At 69.7% G+C, this 14,525-nt stretch carries 16 protein-coding genes; 6 read left to right on the top strand and 10 right to left on the bottom strand.

The window, feature by feature from the left end:
• The first annotated feature begins 50 nt into the window (after nucleotides 1-50).
• Nucleotides 51-1,391, top strand: coding sequence for a helix-turn-helix domain-containing protein (locus tag OG587_RS26280; RefSeq protein WP_329079771.1), 1,341 nt, complete (start codon nucleotides 51-53; stop codon nucleotides 1,389-1,391).
• Between the two features lie 149 nt (nucleotides 1,392-1,540).
• Here OG587_RS26280 and OG587_RS26275 read toward each other — a convergent pair whose 3' ends face one another.
• Nucleotides 1,541-1,969 (bottom strand): hypothetical protein, encoded by a 429-nt coding sequence (locus tag OG587_RS26275; RefSeq protein WP_329079770.1) that lies wholly within the window; start codon nucleotides 1,967-1,969, stop codon nucleotides 1,541-1,543.
• Nucleotides 1,970-2,282: 313 nt separating this feature from the next.
• Between OG587_RS26275 and OG587_RS26270 the strand changes: the two genes are divergently transcribed.
• Both OG587_RS26270 and OG587_RS26265 read left to right on the top strand, forming a co-directional pair.
• On the top strand, nucleotides 2,283-2,876 hold the full coding sequence (locus tag OG587_RS26270; protein ID WP_329079768.1) for an XRE family transcriptional regulator: 594 nt from the start codon (nucleotides 2,283-2,285) through the stop codon (nucleotides 2,874-2,876).
• The gene (locus OG587_RS26265) at nucleotides 2,873-3,367 is read left to right on the top strand and encodes an NUDIX domain-containing protein (RefSeq protein ID WP_329079766.1); all 495 of its coding nucleotides are present in this window, start codon (nucleotides 2,873-2,875) and stop codon (nucleotides 3,365-3,367) included. Before OG587_RS26270 ends, OG587_RS26265 begins: the two co-directional genes overlap by 4 nt.
• Nucleotides 3,368-3,674: 307 nt before the next feature.
• On the opposite strand, the gene OG587_RS26260 is transcribed toward OG587_RS26265, so the two are convergent.
• Together OG587_RS26260 and OG587_RS26255 are read right to left on the bottom strand one after the other, a co-directional pair.
• The gene (locus OG587_RS26260) at nucleotides 3,675-4,112 is read right to left on the bottom strand and encodes a hypothetical protein (protein ID WP_329079765.1); all 438 of its coding nucleotides are present in this window, start codon (nucleotides 4,110-4,112) and stop codon (nucleotides 3,675-3,677) included.
• 10 nt (nucleotides 4,113-4,122) lie between these two features.
• Nucleotides 4,123-4,806 carry a DUF6745 domain-containing protein gene (locus OG587_RS26255; protein WP_329079763.1) on the bottom strand — a complete coding sequence of 228 codons (684 nt, stop codon included), beginning with the start codon at nucleotides 4,804-4,806 and terminating at the stop codon, nucleotides 4,123-4,125.
• A gap of 642 nt (nucleotides 4,807-5,448) precedes the next feature.
• On the opposite strand from OG587_RS26255, the gene OG587_RS26250 reads away from it, so the two are divergent.
• Both OG587_RS26250 and OG587_RS26245 read left to right on the top strand, forming a co-directional pair.
• Complete coding sequence (locus tag OG587_RS26250) at nucleotides 5,449-6,141, top strand: M15 family metallopeptidase (RefSeq protein WP_329079762.1); 693 nt, start codon at nucleotides 5,449-5,451, stop codon at nucleotides 6,139-6,141.
• 283 nt (nucleotides 6,142-6,424) lie between these two features.
• On the top strand, nucleotides 6,425-7,084 hold the full coding sequence (locus OG587_RS26245) for a L,D-transpeptidase family protein (protein ID WP_329079759.1): 660 nt from the start codon (nucleotides 6,425-6,427) through the stop codon (nucleotides 7,082-7,084).
• Nucleotides 7,085-7,372: 288 nt separating this feature from the next.
• Here OG587_RS26245 and OG587_RS26235 read toward each other — a convergent pair whose 3' ends face one another.
• From OG587_RS26235 to OG587_RS26220, 4 genes are all read right to left on the bottom strand, one after another.
• Nucleotides 7,373-8,017 (bottom strand): response regulator transcription factor, encoded by a 645-nt coding sequence (locus tag OG587_RS26235; RefSeq protein WP_329079758.1) that lies wholly within the window; start codon nucleotides 8,015-8,017, stop codon nucleotides 7,373-7,375.
• Nucleotides 8,008-9,144 carry a sensor histidine kinase gene (locus tag OG587_RS26230; protein ID WP_329079756.1) on the bottom strand — a complete coding sequence of 379 codons (1,137 nt, stop codon included), beginning with the start codon at nucleotides 9,142-9,144 and terminating at the stop codon, nucleotides 8,008-8,010. Before OG587_RS26230 ends, OG587_RS26235 begins: the two co-directional genes overlap by 10 nt.
• Complete coding sequence (locus OG587_RS26225; protein ID WP_329079754.1) at nucleotides 9,120-9,272, bottom strand: hypothetical protein; 153 nt, start codon at nucleotides 9,270-9,272, stop codon at nucleotides 9,120-9,122. The genes OG587_RS26230 and OG587_RS26225 overlap by 25 nt, the downstream gene beginning before the upstream one ends.
• An 82-nt stretch (nucleotides 9,273-9,354) precedes the next feature.
• Nucleotides 9,355-10,071 (bottom strand): MerR family transcriptional regulator, encoded by a 717-nt coding sequence (locus OG587_RS26220; protein ID WP_329079751.1) that lies wholly within the window; start codon nucleotides 10,069-10,071, stop codon nucleotides 9,355-9,357.
• A gap of 63 nt (nucleotides 10,072-10,134) precedes the next feature.
• Here OG587_RS26220 and OG587_RS26215 point away from each other — a divergent pair, with 63 nt between their 5' ends.
• Nucleotides 10,135-10,611: a DUF6194 family protein gene (locus OG587_RS26215; protein ID WP_329079749.1), complete on the top strand. Its 477-nt coding sequence runs from the start codon at nucleotides 10,135-10,137 to the stop codon at nucleotides 10,609-10,611.
• A 234-nt stretch (nucleotides 10,612-10,845) separates the two neighbouring features.
• Here the strand turns inward: OG587_RS26215 and OG587_RS26210 are convergent, their stop codons facing one another.
• The 3 genes from OG587_RS26210 to OG587_RS26200 form a co-directional block, all read right to left on the bottom strand.
• Nucleotides 10,846-11,481: a DedA family protein gene (locus OG587_RS26210; protein WP_329079748.1), complete on the bottom strand. Its 636-nt coding sequence runs from the start codon at nucleotides 11,479-11,481 to the stop codon at nucleotides 10,846-10,848.
• Between the two features lie 356 nt (nucleotides 11,482-11,837).
• The gene (locus tag OG587_RS26205) at nucleotides 11,838-12,467 is read right to left on the bottom strand and encodes a YigZ family protein (protein WP_329079747.1); all 630 of its coding nucleotides are present in this window, start codon (nucleotides 12,465-12,467) and stop codon (nucleotides 11,838-11,840) included.
• Nucleotides 12,468-12,539: 72 nt separating this feature from the next.
• Nucleotides 12,540-14,465 (bottom strand): sigma-70 family RNA polymerase sigma factor, encoded by a 1,926-nt coding sequence (locus OG587_RS26200; protein WP_329079746.1) that lies wholly within the window; start codon nucleotides 14,463-14,465, stop codon nucleotides 12,540-12,542.
• Between the last annotated feature and the right edge of the window lie 60 nt (nucleotides 14,466-14,525).

Genomic DNA, 14,525 nt, shown 5'->3' with positions numbered 1-14,525 from the left:
GGACCTCGCCGTAGTCTCGCTGTAATCCCCCTCCCTTCAAGGGACACGACATGAGCAGCGATCAGCCTCTGATTCGCCACCCTCTGACCTATCTGCGGGAGCGCCGAGGGTGGACTCTCTCCGACGTCGCCGAGCTGGTGCGGCGCCGGTCAGGTCTGAATATGGCCACCCACCGACAGAAGATCTACAGGTGGGAGCACCACCAGGTCGTGCCCGAGCTCGCCGCGCAACTCGCCATCGCCACAGAGGTGGGGGTCGACGCCCAGACGGTGTTGAATCTTGGGTGGCCGTCGTGGTTGCTGACGGCCGACGGGACCGAGCCGCTGGACCAGGCGTGGACACCTGAGACGGCGAAACAGATCATGGTGGGGTGCATGGGTGCGGACACCGACCGGCGATCCTTCCTCCTGCTGTCGGGGGATGAAACCGCCGAATTGGCAGGTGCCTGGGCCACCGTCCCCATAGAAAAGATCATTAACGCCAGTGGCGGCGGCACCGTCGACGCCGAGGTGGCGACCTGGGTCGAGAACCGTATCCACCAGCTGTGGCACCTGGACGACCTCGTCGGCGGCGATTACTGCCTACACCTCGCCCAGGCCGATCTGCGGCTGATCTCCCGGCTGCTGCAGGGCGGCCGCTACCGTTCAGCGGTCAAGCGGCGCCTGTATGGCGCGGCCGGTGAGCTGCTGCGCTTCGCCGGTTGGTGTGCGTTCGACGGCGACCGGCACGCCGCCGCGGCACGGTACTGGCACGCCGGGCTGCGTACCTCCGCAGCCGGAGGCGACACCCTGACCGGCGCCTACATCCTGTCGCTCATGGCGATGCAGCACACCTACGCTGGAGACGGCCGTGCCGCGATCAATCTGCTGCACGCCGCTCGGGAACGCATCGGCCCCGGAGCGCCGCGCACGGTGCACGCCATGCTCGACGCTTGGCAGGTCCGCGCCCACGCCGTCGTCTGCGAGTCCCGCCAAGCCGTCGAGGTCCTGTTTCGCGCTGATGACCATTGGGGGCGTCGCGACCCGGACGAGGACCCGCCGTGGATCTACTGGATGCGCCAGCCGTCCCATACAGTCGAGGTCGGCGCGGGCTTCGTACAGCTCGGCCGCCCGGACATCGCGGTGCGTCTCCTGGAGGAGGGGATGACCGGTCGAGGCGTCGACTACACCCGTGACACCGTGCTCGGCCTGACCGCCATCGCCGACGCGCAACTCGACCAGGACGACCTTGACGGCGCCCTCGACACGGCGCGGCGCGCCGTCGAGCTTGTCACCGACGTCGATTCTAGCCGCGTCGCCGACCAGCTCAACGCCTTCGCCCAGCGGCTTCCTGCCGGGGAGGCCCAGGCCGAGGAGTTCCGCACCTGCCTGGACGCGTTGTCGCACCGCTGAGAAGCTACCGCTTCCGGCCTGTAGGCCATCCGGGGCGGGCACGACGCTGTAGTCCACACCGGGCAGCCTCATGGTGACCGCGCTCTTTCCTCGCCTTCCTCGTCGTGCCCCGGACGTGTTCCCGGTCGCGTAACGGGAACTCGACGTACTCAGGTGGTGGACGACTCGCCGTCAAGGCTCAGGACGTACGCGATCCGGTCGGCTGCCGCGTCGATGTCGGCCGCGTCGGCGAGACGCTCCATTTCGTCGGATCTGCCTGGGCCGGCAAGACGATCGCCCTGCCACCACCAGTACCAGGCGAGGCGGGTTGGTTTGCCCTCGGGTTGAGTTGCCTGGCGGTCCTTCACGAGGACGACCAGCTGAGACAGTCCGGTGAAAAACGCTTGAGCCAACGCCTGATCTTCAGGCCCGTCTGCTTCGCTGTAGTCGGGCGGCCGGGAGAAATGCAGAATCGCGTTGGCGACCTGCTTGACGGTCAGACCGCGCTCCTGCGCGGCTTCAACAAGCTGCTTGATCAGCTCCGCAGGGTTGGGAGGAGCCTGCGGGGCGTCTGCGTCTTGCAACTGTGCAGATGTCATGTGTCGGCTTCCGTGAGTGATACCTCAGCTGTGCAAGGGATGCCCTTCCGCGGTGTTCTCTCAGGGTGACGGTGGGTCACCGGACAGCACATCGACACTGCTAGACATCTAGCGACAACTACCTTCAGAGAAAACATCAGAAGTTGTCGAAAGATGGCAGCATGGTGGTGTGGTCAACGAACGCCTTCGCCGAGCGCTTCACCGCGCGGGACACGACATCGCGAGCCTCGCCGAGGCCGCTGAGGTATCGACCAAAACCGTCGAACGCTGGTTGAGCAGCGAGTCGGTGCCGTACCCAAAGACGCGTTACCGCGTGGCCTCGATTCTTAGGGAAGAGGAAAGCTACCTCTGGCCCGATGCGGTCAACGGCGCCTCCTTGGCCGGTGCCGAGCTCGTGGCCACCTATCCACGGCGCAGCGACGTCCCCCGCCACCTGTGGACCGAGCTGCTGCGCGGCGCCGAGCGCACGATCGACCTGCTCGCGTACGCGGGCCTGTTCCTCACCGAGGAGCACCCCGACTGGATTCCCACCCTCACCGCCAAGGCGAACGCGGGCGCCCGTGTAAGGCTGCTCCTGGGGGACTCCAAGGGCAAGCAGCTCGGGTACCGCGACGCCGAGCACCGCATCGGAGGCGGCGTCGCCGGGCGGGTCGCGGCGGTGATGGCCTACTACACGCAGAACATGCCTCCCGCGGTGGAGATCCGCCTGCACGACACCCCGCTGTACAACTCGATCTACAGATTCGACGACGAGATGCTGGTCAACGTCCACGTCTACGGGATTCTGGCGGCGTACACACCAACGCTGCACATTCGCCGCATCGACGGCGCCTACTACAACACGTACTTGGAGTCCTACGAGCGGGTATGGGCGGGTGCACGGCCCATCGAGGAGGATGACCTGTGAGCAAGCGCAGCCGCAGGATCGACTATTGGCAGGACCCGGACGCTCCCAAGCCGACCAGCCGCAAGCCGTCGGCGAGCGTGTTCGTCCGCAACGACGAAGGCGCCGTGCTGCTGCTGAAGCGCACCGACAACGACCTGTGGACCATCCCCACGGGCGGCCTCAAGAAAGGCGAGACCGTCGCGCAGTGCGCCATCCGGGAGTGCGAGGAGGAGACCGGCCTGAAAGTCGAGATCATCGGCCTCGTCGGCGTCTTCTCCTCTCCGGACCACGTGATCGTCTACATGCACAAGGACAAGGTCGACGAGGTACGGCAACCGGTCAATATCTGCCTGCGGGCCCGCGTGATCGGCGGCACGATAGCGCCAGACCCCCGCGAAGCGCGGGAGGTGCGCTGGGTGGCCCCCACCGACCTGAGCGACCATCCCGTCCATCCCGCCCTGCGGCGGCGCATCGAGATCGGCCTGAGCGACCAGGCACCGTACGTGGAATAGCCGGTCGGCGCATCTTCCGCTTACCGTTGCCCTGCTGCGGTAACCGGCCTCTCCTCCGCCCGGGAAGACGCGCTCCGAATCCGACGCTGGGAACTGGCCGACTCGGGGTGCATGTTCGCGAGGGTGGGGGTCCGGCTTCCACCGAGTTCGATTCGAATGGGCGATGTCGCACCCTTCGACCGGGCCTGACCCGCGCAGATATTCCCGTGCGAATCGAACATCGTTCACCGAACACCAGTCGTCATTGATGGCGGCGTTCGATCAGGCTTCCTCAGCTTCGGGGAAGTCTGACCGAACGCGCCGGAGATCAGTCCGCGACGAGGCGTGCCCTGTGCCCTTCGTGCTCGCGCTGCCGCCGGATGACGTACGTACCCGGCGTGCAGCCCGTGGCCCCGTGCTCGGGATGCAGCAGGTAGGCGACGGCCGAGGTCTCGAAGACGCCGATCGCCAGCCCGTCGGAGTCCGACACGTCGACCGTCCACCGGCAGGTGTCCGGGTCGGCGACCAGCGTGTGCGGGTTGCCCCCGGCCTCGCCACGGAGCAGTTCGACTCCCTCGGAAGGTACGTCCCTCCAGCGGACGCTGTGCCGGACGCTCACGGACGACGCGATGACGGAGAGCGGGACGACGATGAGGTCGCCCTGTGCCTGGAGGCCGTCGACGACGGGGATGCTCACCGACCGCTCAAGATGGTCGAGCACGGCGAGTCCGGTCTGCTGGGAAAGCGAAGCAAGTGTCACAGTCATAAAAGTCACCTCAGGTTCGTCGGAGGAGAAGGGAGTACTGCTCGGCGGACAGCCCGTAGGTCCAGCCGGCGGCGGCGATCGGATCTTCGAGGAAGCCCGGCACGGTCAGCCCGTACCGGCGGCGGCGCCCGTCGCGTTCGACGGACCCGTTGACCACCATGAGCACCCTGGTCTCTTTTCGCAGGTCGTAGAGCCGCAGTTCCGAGCCGGGGTTGCCGGGGTCCGGCGCGGAGGCGACCAGCCGCAGCCCGGCCTGGTCGATGTAGGACGCCCAGCCGATGTGCTCGATCGCGCACCGCCTGACCTCGACGTTGGCCTCCCGCTCGATCCGCCGGACGCTCGGATCCGTGACCACCCAGGAGGGCACCCGCGTCCCGTGCCAGGCGTGCACGTCCCACCCGTCCGCGTAACGCAGCGCGGGGCCGTCCGCACAGTGCAGCCGTACTTGGCCGTCGTCGCCCGATACCTCCGTGTGTACGGCGACGGGCCGCTCGGAGATGACACACACGTCTTCATGAGGCCACCACCAGCCGCATGACCGGACCACTGTCGCCCACAGATCGAACCGTCGGCTCTGCTCAGGGGTGAAGACCACTCCGGCCGCTCGGCGGAGGGCGTCGTAGTGGGCGACCCAGGAGACGCAGTGCGCCCCGTACCAGCCGTGCCGCGAGTCGTGCGCCGCCCGAAGCGCCATGAAGATCGAATCGTTGACGGATCGCGAAAGCGAGCTGTGAACCTCCTGGTGAATCAGATGATCCATCGGCTGATGGACCCATCTGACCTGGGCGTCGAGCTCTCTGCACAGCTGTCTCATCAGCAAGGAGAACCGAGGTGGCAGAGGCCATTCGGACATGCGATCGACGGTCTCCGAAGGCCGTGGACGCAAACCCGGCGGGACGGTCGTCAGGGCCGCGACCGGTGACGGGACCCAGTGGAAACGCGGCGGGGCAAGTCCGATCAGACGGTACAGCCCGGAGATGGCGGCCTCTGCGGCCGGTCGGTCGGCGGGCAGCGTCGACAACGCCCAGCCCAGCCATTTTTCACGAATTTGCGCAGCTTCCCGCTGCACAAGAACGCTCATCGGGTGAAGGCGGCGTCGCCCTTTCCAAAGATCATGTCCAGAATGGTGACAGATCGACGCGGCTTCTGTCCACCGCGGACGCATAGATCATCACTGCGTCCCGTTGATCTCGTTGATCGCGGTACGTTTTCGCCCGCCTGCGGATCGCCTTCCGCCCCTTACGGTTCGCAGGCGCCGTCCATGCGGGTTCTCCGCGCCTCGTCAGGGCGGGGGTATCGATGAGAGCAGGCAGATGGAGGGTCCTAGTCTGGGGAGATGGCATTCATTCCACGCCACACGTCGGCTGCGGCGGCACTCGCTCTACTCAGCGTGACGGGAATCGCCGCGGTGACGGTTGCGGCGTCCCCGCCGGTGACCCCTGCCCCGGGCACATCACAGGCGTTCACCGCCACGGTGACGCCGGTGTCCCCGGGCCGGCTCCGCTATTCCTGGCACCGGGGGTGCCCGGTGCAACCCGACGACCTCAGGATGATCAGCATGACCTACTGGGGTTTCGACGGCAGGCCCCACACGGGAAAGATGGTGATCAACGAATCGGTTGCCGACCAGGTCGTCTCGGTCTTCAAGGAGCTGTACGGTCAGCGCTTTCCCATTCGGCAGATGCAGCCGGTGGAGGCCTACAAGGGCAGCGACGACGCCTCCATGGCGGCGGACAACACCTCGGCCTTCAACTGCCGGCGCGTCGGGACCACCGGCAACTGGTCCCAACACGCCTACGGCCTGGCGATCGATGTCAACACCCGAGAGAACCCCTACATCCACCCTTATCCAGGCGGCACCGTCGATCCCCCGAACGCGAAGGGCTACGTTCGGCGACCCCTGGACCGGCCAGGAGTCATCAACCCCGGTGACGATGTGGTTCGCGCGTTCAAGAAGATCGGCTGGAGCTGGGGCGGATCATGGTCGACCGCGAAGGACTACCAGCACTTCTCCCAGAACGGACGATGACGCCTCCGCGATGAGATCTCCCGGTGTCGTGCCACGGTGGGAGCCACCGGCGGCCGTTTCGACGGCGTGGGGCCGCCGGCCGGTGAGCTCTGGCCGGATATGAGCCGGGGCCGACATCACCGTACGACGCGGTCAAGAACGTCCGACGCGAGCGAGGCATCTAACATGGGCGAGGCTCTGACCTGGCCCTCAGCCACACCGAGCACGCCTCTCACCTGGCTAACCTGCACGTATGGACAACGTTGACCGGAGAGCGCCCGCGAACTCGAGAACAGTCTCCCTCGTGAGCGCCGCTCTGTTCGTACTCGTCATGGCTTTCAGCGGGTTTTTCGGTGCTCGTGCCGTCTCCGCCTCCACGGCCGCCGCCCTGCCACCCCCATCGCCGGGACGGCAGCTCATCACCGTGACGGCCGACGCCTACCAGAAGAGCACTGCCACGCTGGTCGCCTACACCGCGAAGAACGGCCGCTGGGTGAAGACGTACGGGCCGTGGACGGCGAACGTCGGCGAGAGCGGCATCGCCCCGCCGGGCCAGAAGCGGGAGGGCGACGGGCGCACCCCGTCCGGCACGTACGGGTTCGACTTCATGTTCGGGGCCAAACCCGATCCCGGGGTGAAGTTCCCCTACCGGCAGGCGCTCTCCTACGACAAGTGGAACGACGATTCCGCCAGTCCTCTCTACAACAGGTGGGTGGACACCCGCCACGCCGACCCGGGGGTCGCTCCCGAGAACATGATGAACCCCCCGGCCTACAACTACGGCGCCGTGATCGCCTACAACACCGAGGACCGCACACCCCACCTGGGTAGCGCGATCTTCCTCCACGTCAGCACCGGCGCGCCCACCAGTGGCTGTGTCAGCCTGCCGGTCGACAAACTGCTGCGGGTGCTGCGCTGGATGGATCCGAAGCACTCCCCGCAGATAGACATCAGAGTCGCCTGACCAAGGAGCGACGGCTCATACGAGCGCCGCGTCGACGTCGCGGCGCCTGATAGCGACCTGGCCGACGTGTTGGAGCGACGGCTCATACGAGCGCCGCGTCGACGATGCCACCGATCTTCCAGGGGCACTCGCCAACGTCGCGAAGCGCCTTGAGACGCACCTTGAGCCAGGCGTTCGCACGTTCGGCGAGGGCCCGAGCGCACCGTGGACCTTGTTGTGGTGGTGGAGAACCCGAGGTCGCCGGGCATCGCGGGCTCGCGCCGCCCTGCCGGAGGTTGAGACTCAAGCTCAGGAGCCGAGGTAGCGCAGCACGGCCAGGACCCGGCGGCTGTAGCCGGTGACGTGCAGCAGGCCGAGTTTGTCGAAGATGGCGTTGACGTGTTTTTCGACGGCGCTCTGGGAGACGTGCAGCCGCTCGGCGGTGGAGGCGTTGGTCAGGCCCTGGGCCATGTGGTCGAGCACCTCGCGCTCGCGGGAGGTGAGGCGGCTCAGCGGATCGGCGTGGGTGGTCCTGGCCAGGAGCTGGCGCACCACCTCGGGGTCGAAGGCCGCTCCCCCGGCGCCGACGCGGTCGAGCGCGTCGAGGAAGTCGGCGACCTGGGCCACCCGGTCCTTGAGCAGGTAGCCCACCCCGTCCACGTCACCGGTCATCAGCTCGGTGGCGTAGCGCTTCTCGACGTACTGCGACAGGACCAGCACACGCGTTCCCGGGTGGCGCCGCCGGATCTCCAGCACCGCCCGCAGCCCCTCGTCGGTGTGGGTCGGCGGCATCCGCACGTCGGCGACCACCACGTCGGGCCGGTGCTCGGCGACCGCGGCGACGAGCGCCTCACCGTCGCCGACCGCGGCCGGGACCTCGTGGCCCTCCTCCAGCAGCAGCCGGACGAGCCCCTCGCGCAGCAGCGTGGAGTCCTCGGCCAGGATCACCCGCACGGGAGCTCCGCGGTGATCGTGGTGGGCCCGCCGGGCGGGCTGTCGACGCGGAGGCGTCCGTCCAGCGCGGCCACCCGCCGGGCCAGGCCCGACAGGCCGCCACCCGCCGCGCTCGCCCCGCCCACGCCATCGTCCTGTATACGCACGATGACCATTGTGTCGCGTTCGCGAACCTCAACGGTGATCGCGGTGGCGCGGGCGTGCTTGGCGGCGTTGGTCACCGCCTCGCTGACCACGAAGTACGACGCCGTCTGCACCGCCATCGGCGGCCGGGCGGACAGCTCGCAGACGACCTTGACCGGGACGCCGGAGCGCTCGGCCACCCCGGCCAGCGCGTTGGCGAGCCCGAGGGAGTCCAGCCCCGACGGGTAGACCCGCCAGGCGACCTCACGGAGCTCGGCCAACGCCTGCTGCGCCTCCTCGTGCGCCTGCGCGAGCAGTTCTGAGCGTCCTCTGCGCGCCCGGCCGACCAGCATGGACAGCGCCACCAGTCGCTGCTGCAGCCCGTCGTGCAGGTCCCGCTCGATCCTGCGCCGCTCGGAGTCGACGGCCTCCAGCACGCCCGCGCGGCTCTCGGCCAGCTCGGTGATGCGGCGCCGCAGCGCGTCGGTGGGGTCGGGGCCGAGCATGCGTACGGCCAGCCGCCGTTCCAGTGTGTGCACCCCCACCAGGCCCGACAGGTCCAGGAACAGCAGGACGACGCCCCCCAGGAAGGCGTAGGCGAGCAGTGGCAGGCTCGGCGTCATGCCGTCGAACGGCAGGCCCCTCCCCCAGGACCAGGAGAGGGCGACGGCCATCTCGGCGCCGTAGACGAGCAGGGTGAATACCAGGCCGCCGAGTACGCCCACCGGCACCCTGGCCGCCAGGTAGCGCAGCTCCCGCCCGTCCGGGCGATCTGTGTCGAGTTCGAGGGCGGCGGGGTCGAGACGCAGGCGGCGAGCCTCGAGCGCGACCAGCCGCCGGGCCGCCCCCCGCACGGCCGGTCGGCCGGCGAACGGCAGCGTGAGCAGCAGGAACACGACGTCGAGCAGGGCGGTGACCGTTCCGAGGACCACCGCGCGCAGCAGCCGCAGCCCCTCGGCGGCGGGACCCATGCCGCCCCTCAGCGGCGGTACGAGGGACGGCACGCGTGCCGCCGCAGCCCCTCGCACCGCTCGATCGACCCGGCGTCCGCGATCACCGGGACGGCCGGGAGCACCGGCCCCGCGCCTGGCGCCGCGAGGCTTTCCATCAGTTCGAACAGCCCATCTGACATGCCCCGAGACTACAAACGATCGGGACGTGGCCGGAATGAGGTACATGGCCGTTCCGGGGTGCGGAAAACCACAGCGTCGGCCTCAGCCCGACGGCGGGATCAACGCGCCGAGCGCGGCGGCACCGTCGAGAAGGGCTCTCGATCGGGCGTCGACGCTCGCGTCCCGGGCGGCCAGCGTGGTCATCACCTCGTCCCAGCGGCGGGTGCGCCGCAGCTCCGGCATCAGCGCCCGGAGCGGGGCGATGCGGTAGCCGGCCATGCGCAGCTGATGGACGATCCGCGCGTCCCGGACATCGTCCGGGAAGTAGCGTCGCGGTCCTTTCGGGGAGGCCCGCCGGGGCACGACGAGCCCCTCCGCGTCCCAGTGCCGCAACGTCGAGGGGCGCACGCCGAGCGCGACGGCGAGCTCTGAGACGCCCATGACGTCCGAGGGGCGTACGTCGCCGATCGACTCCCCGGAGATCGTCGCGGCGGCCTCCCTGGCCAGCCTGAGCTCCCGCCGCTCCGTGTCGAGCCGGGCGTGTGCCGCGTCGAGCAGGGCGAGCAGGTCCGAGGCGGGATACGCGTGCGCCGCGCGCATGATCCTCCTGGCCTCGACCGGCCCCGTGCCGTCGGCGAGGGCTCGATAGGCCAGCGCGGAGCGCAGATGCGCCTCGTCGTAGATCCGGTATCCCGTGTCGGTGCGCGCCGCCGGAGGCAGCACGCCGTCGCGCTCCAGGTTGCGCACCTGCTGGACGGAGCACCCGGCGTGTCGCGCGACATCGACCGTCCGCATATTGGCCGACTTGCGACTTCTCACCCATCCACCTGGGCATGTTCGGGGAAAAGTCTCCACAACCACATGAATGAAACGCTACAACACATGAGTATCGACGAGATCATCGAATTCCTCACCGGCCTCGACGGGATCCTGATCCTCAGGCCGGCACCCGGCGACGGTTCACCCGAGCTCACCTGGGGCGACGCGTTCTTCTACTACGCGCCCGACGGCGAGGTCCCGAAGACGACCCAGCCCTTCGCGACGATCGTGACGAAGGACTACCCGGAGGACGAGCGGTCACGGCTGAACCGTCCCGGCGCCTTCCGCCTGAACGTCTCCGCGGGAAAGGACGCCTTCGTCAGCTGGACCGGTCTGCAGCCGCGCGACGCGGCCACGAGCGAGGCCGATCCGAGCGAGGCCGACTCCGTGGTGGCGCACCCCGTCTACGGAACGCTGGGCTGGCTGGCCGTGGTGAACCCGGGGCCGAGGACGGAGCAGGCGGTCCGGGAGCTGCTTCGCACGGCCCACGACCTGGCCCGCTCGCGCTACCGGCGGCGCGCCGGATCGACGTCCCCCTGATCCGCCGCACCCTTTCCGGCCCTCGCCGACACCTCCCGGGCGCTTCCGGACCGTTGTCTCCCGGTTCTTCGCAACGCGGGGAAATCCCGATTCCCCGCAACGCGGGGAAAAGCACCGGCGAACGTGTCGCGAGCGGGGAAGGGCCCGCCGGGAGAGGAGGGGAGCGGCCGGGGCCGAGGGACCCGGCCGCGAGCCCCGCCGGCTCCCGGCAGGCCCTGATCGGCGCGTTCCCGGCTACGCGTGGTGCCTGCCCTTGCGCCTGTCGGACAGCCTGACCACGATGAAGACGATCACGGCGAGAATCACGATGCCCAGCACCGACTTCGACACGATCCCCATGTACTGCTCGACCAGGTCCCACTGCTCACCGAGCAGATACCCCGCCATCACGAAGGCCGTGTTCCAGATGAGGCTGCCCAGGGTGGTGAGGAGGGTGAAGATCAGGATCGGCATCCGCTCGACCCCCGCCGGGATCGAGATGAGGCTGCGGAAGATGGGGATCATCCGGCCGAAGAAGACGGTCTTCCTGCCGTGCCTGGCGAACCACGCCTCGGTCTTCTCGATGTCGGAGACACTGACCAGCGGCAGCTTGGAGGCGATGAACACCACACGATCCCGGCCCAGCAGGGCCCCGACCGCGTACAGCGCCAGCGCGCCGACCACCGATCCCAGGGTCGTCCAGAGCACGGCGTCGAACAGCCCCATGTTCCCCTTGCTCGCGGTGAACCCGGCCAGCGGCAGGATCACCTCGCTGGGCAGGGGCGGGAACAGGTTCTCGAGTGCGATCGCCAGCCCCGCCCCGGGCGCGCCCAGGGTTTCCATAAGGTTGATCGCCCATCCGGCGATCCCGTCGACATTCGGTGAACTCATAGGGACAAGGCTACGGAGAGCTGCGTACGGTGTGGATGCGGAACGCTCCCCGCCTCGCCTGGTGCGCGCCGTAGAGCGCGGCTGCGGAAAACCGCAGCCGCCCGCGACGCGACCGCGAGGGCCGGAGATTCCCCCGGATTCCCGCACGTCAGGAAGGCATCGAGCGGCCAGGACGGGGATGGCGGGGGCGTGAGGGGAGCCCGTCTCGCCACCGGGGACGGGCGGCCGGGGCCGTCGATCGGCGCCGTCGCCCCGCGCCGAGTGTGACCCATCCCACATTTATCACCCCGGAGACGGCGCGTGTCCTGGGCCTTCCCGGGGAAAGATCTACGTTTCCCGCGGGAGTCCGGCGCGGGTCAGGCGTCCCTGAGGTGGATCGCCTCGCCCGGCTCGACCCCGGCGCGTCCCGCGGTCAGCGTGGCGACCCAGCCGGGGAAGGCGGGCAGGTCCCGCTCGCGCACCCCGACGCGGAAGCCGACGTCCGCGCCGTAGACGACCTCCCTGACCTCGTACGGCGAGGCGTGCAGGTCGTTCTCCAGCCGCCCGGCCCTGACGTGATCCACGGTCACGGTCATCACCCTGGCGGGCACCATCCCGACCAGGGGCGTGAGGTCCAGCGTCTTGCCGACCGACGAGCCGTACGCGCGGACCAGGCCCCCGGCGCCGAGTTTCACCCCGCCGAAGTATCGGGTGACCACCGCCACCGCGTCGGCGACGCCCCGGCGCAGCAGGGTCTCCAGCATCGGGGTCCCGGCGGTGCCGCCGGGCTCGCCGTCGTCGTCGGCCCGCTGGACCCGGCGGTCGCCGCCGATCACGTACGCCGAGCAGTTGTGCGTGGCGTCACCGTGCAGCCGCCTGCGCGTGGCGACGAACTCCCTCGCCGCCTCCTCCGAGGAGACCGGGCCGACCGCGCACAGGAACCGGGAGCGCTTGATCTCGATCTCGTGTTCCGTGGTCTCCTGCGGAGTCAGGTACGGGTCGGGCACCCGGCAAGGCTATCCACCCGCGCGGGCCCGGCGGCGCCCCGGGCCACGGCGGGGCACAGCGGGGCACAGCGGTCAGCGGGCCGCCTGGAAGGCGCGGCCCGCGCGGGTGACGGTCCCGTCGCTGCGGAACAGCCCGCTGTTGGGCTCGGTGTCCGAGGAGGGCAGGCCGAACCAGGCGTAGCGCCGCACGTACGGCAGGGAGGCGAGCATCTTGGTGGAGGCGGTGACGAACGCGGCCTGCTGGGCGTCGCTGGCGTAGCGGGTGCCGTTCGAGAAGTCGATCAGGGCGTACTCGGTGAGCCAGATCGGCTTGCGGTAGCGCTGGTACACGGCCTGGATGTACGACTTGAGCTGGTTCACCGCGGGCTGGGGGCGGAAGTCCGCCCCGTACCAGTGCAGCGCGATGAAGTCGACGCGGTAGCCCCGCTCCTCCGCTCCGGACATGAAGCGGTCCAGCCAGCCGCCCGGGGTGTCGGCGCCGAACGCGACGGAGGGGCTGCTGAGCACGCGGCCCGCGGACATGAGTTTCGGCCAGAGCGACAGCGCCTCCTCCACGGTCATGTTGGCCTGCTGGGGCAGGTCGGGCTCGTTGAAGGCGAGCAGGTAGGGTCCGGCGCTCCTGGCCTGGGCGAGGTTCTCCGGGGTGACGCTGCCCGATCCCCAGATCATCGGGACGAATCCGTCCGCCCTGGGGCCGGTGACGCCCTCTCGACGGGTGGACCAGGTGTAGTACCAGCTCGCGCCGGACTTCGCGAGGGCCGAGCCGACGCCGGGCATCTTCCACACGCCGACGCCCTTCCTGGGGGAGGTGACGACGGCGGGGGGCGGCGGGGCCGGCGTGGGCGTGCGGGAGGCCTTCTTGCGGCTGGGGGTGGGGGACGGGGAGGGCTTGGGCGTGGCGCGCTCCGACGGCGTCCGCGACGGAGGTGGCGGCGACGGCGAGGCCGTCTGCGCGGGTACGGCCAGCGGCGGGGCGGGCTCGGGGGCGGGGGCCGTGAGCTGCCCGAACACCAGGACGCCGGTGACGATCACGGCCGCCGCGCCGCCGATCGTGATCGGGGCGGGGGGCAGGGAGGCCAGCAGGCCCGGCCGCGTCGTCTCGAGGGCGTGCGCGCCGTGGGAGGCGCCCCAGGAGGTGGCGTGCGCCACCGCCTCGACGGCGGAGGGAACGGCCTGGAGGTGGTGCATGGCGAAGCCGACCGGCAGGGGCAGCAGCGGCAGCCCGCTGAGCAGCCGGTCGATGGGCAGCAGGTTCGCGGTGCGTCCCTGGCAGACGGCGCAGTCGCGGATGTGCCGGGCGAAGCGCTTGCGCCACAGCGGGCTGGGGATGCCGTTCCAGTTCGCGGTGAGGGCGTGCAGCTCGCGGCATCCGGAGTCGGCGCGCAGCGCCCGCACGATGGTGCGGGCCGTCTGGACCTGCTCCTTCATCCGCTGGACGCGTACGGCGGCGTGGCGCCCCGACAGGCCGAGGGCTCCGGCCAGGTCGGCGCGGCCGAGCTCGCCGGTCTCCTCCAGCCACCACAGGGCGAGAAGCGCCTGGTCGTCGCCGTCCAGCCAGCGGGTGGCCTCGGCGACCTCGCGGCGCTGGTCGGTGAGCCCGAGCCGCAGGATGGTCACGGCGGCGAAGTCGGAGGCGGGGTCGGGCATCTCCTCGGCGGTGTCGAGGTCGGCCCTGCGGTGCTGGGTGGTCCTGCGGTCCTGCTCGTGGTCGCGCACCTGGCGGACGGCGATGGCCACCAGCCAGGACCGGTACGCCTGCGGGTCCCGCAGGTCGGGCAGCGCGCGGACGACCCGGAGGAACGTCTCCTGGACCACGTCGTCGACGTCGGTGTGGCCGTTCAGCGCTCGCCCGACGATGTTGTAGACGAGCGGGAGGGAGTCGGCCACCAGGGCGTCCAGCGCCTGCTGGTCTCCGTCGCGCGCGGCGGCCACCATCGCCGTGTCGGGTCCGCCCCTGCCGGTTCCGAGCATCGCACTCCGCTTCCTGTCGTCGTCCACGGTCCGTCCTCCCCGCGCCACGCCAGGCGCCGGGCAGGGACGATTCTCTCCATAACTCCT

Origin of the sequence: Streptosporangium sp. NBC_01469 (assembly GCF_036227305.1) — a bacterium.
In the GTDB taxonomy this organism is placed as follows: domain Bacteria; phylum Actinomycetota; class Actinomycetes; order Streptosporangiales; family Streptosporangiaceae; genus Streptosporangium.
The sequence above is the reverse complement of the archived record's forward strand: the minus strand, read 5'-3'. Positions and strand labels throughout refer to the sequence as shown.

Bases quoted from the DNA above. Each gene is read 5' to 3' on its own strand.
- OG587_RS26280 (WP_329079771.1), top strand. From the start codon at position 51: ATGAGCAGCGATCAGCCTCTGATTCGCCACCCTCTGACCTATCTGCGG.
- OG587_RS26275 (WP_329079770.1), bottom strand. From the start codon at position 1,969: ATGACATCTGCACAGTTGCAAGACGCAGACGCCCCGCAGGCTCCTCCC.
- OG587_RS26260 (WP_329079765.1), bottom strand. From the start codon at position 4,112: ATGACTGTGACACTTGCTTCGCTTTCCCAGCAGACCGGACTCGCCGTG.
- OG587_RS26255 (WP_329079763.1), bottom strand. From the start codon at position 4,806: ATGGCGCTTCGGGCGGCGCACGACTCGCGGCACGGCTGGTACGGGGCG.
- OG587_RS26250 (WP_329079762.1), top strand. From the start codon at position 5,449: ATGGCATTCATTCCACGCCACACGTCGGCTGCGGCGGCACTCGCTCTA.
- OG587_RS26225 (WP_329079754.1), bottom strand. From the start codon at position 9,272: ATGTCAGATGGGCTGTTCGAACTGATGGAAAGCCTCGCGGCGCCAGGC.
- OG587_RS26215 (WP_329079749.1), top strand. From the start codon at position 10,135: ATGAGTATCGACGAGATCATCGAATTCCTCACCGGCCTCGACGGGATC.
- OG587_RS26210 (WP_329079748.1), bottom strand. From the start codon at position 11,481: ATGAGTTCACCGAATGTCGACGGGATCGCCGGATGGGCGATCAACCTT.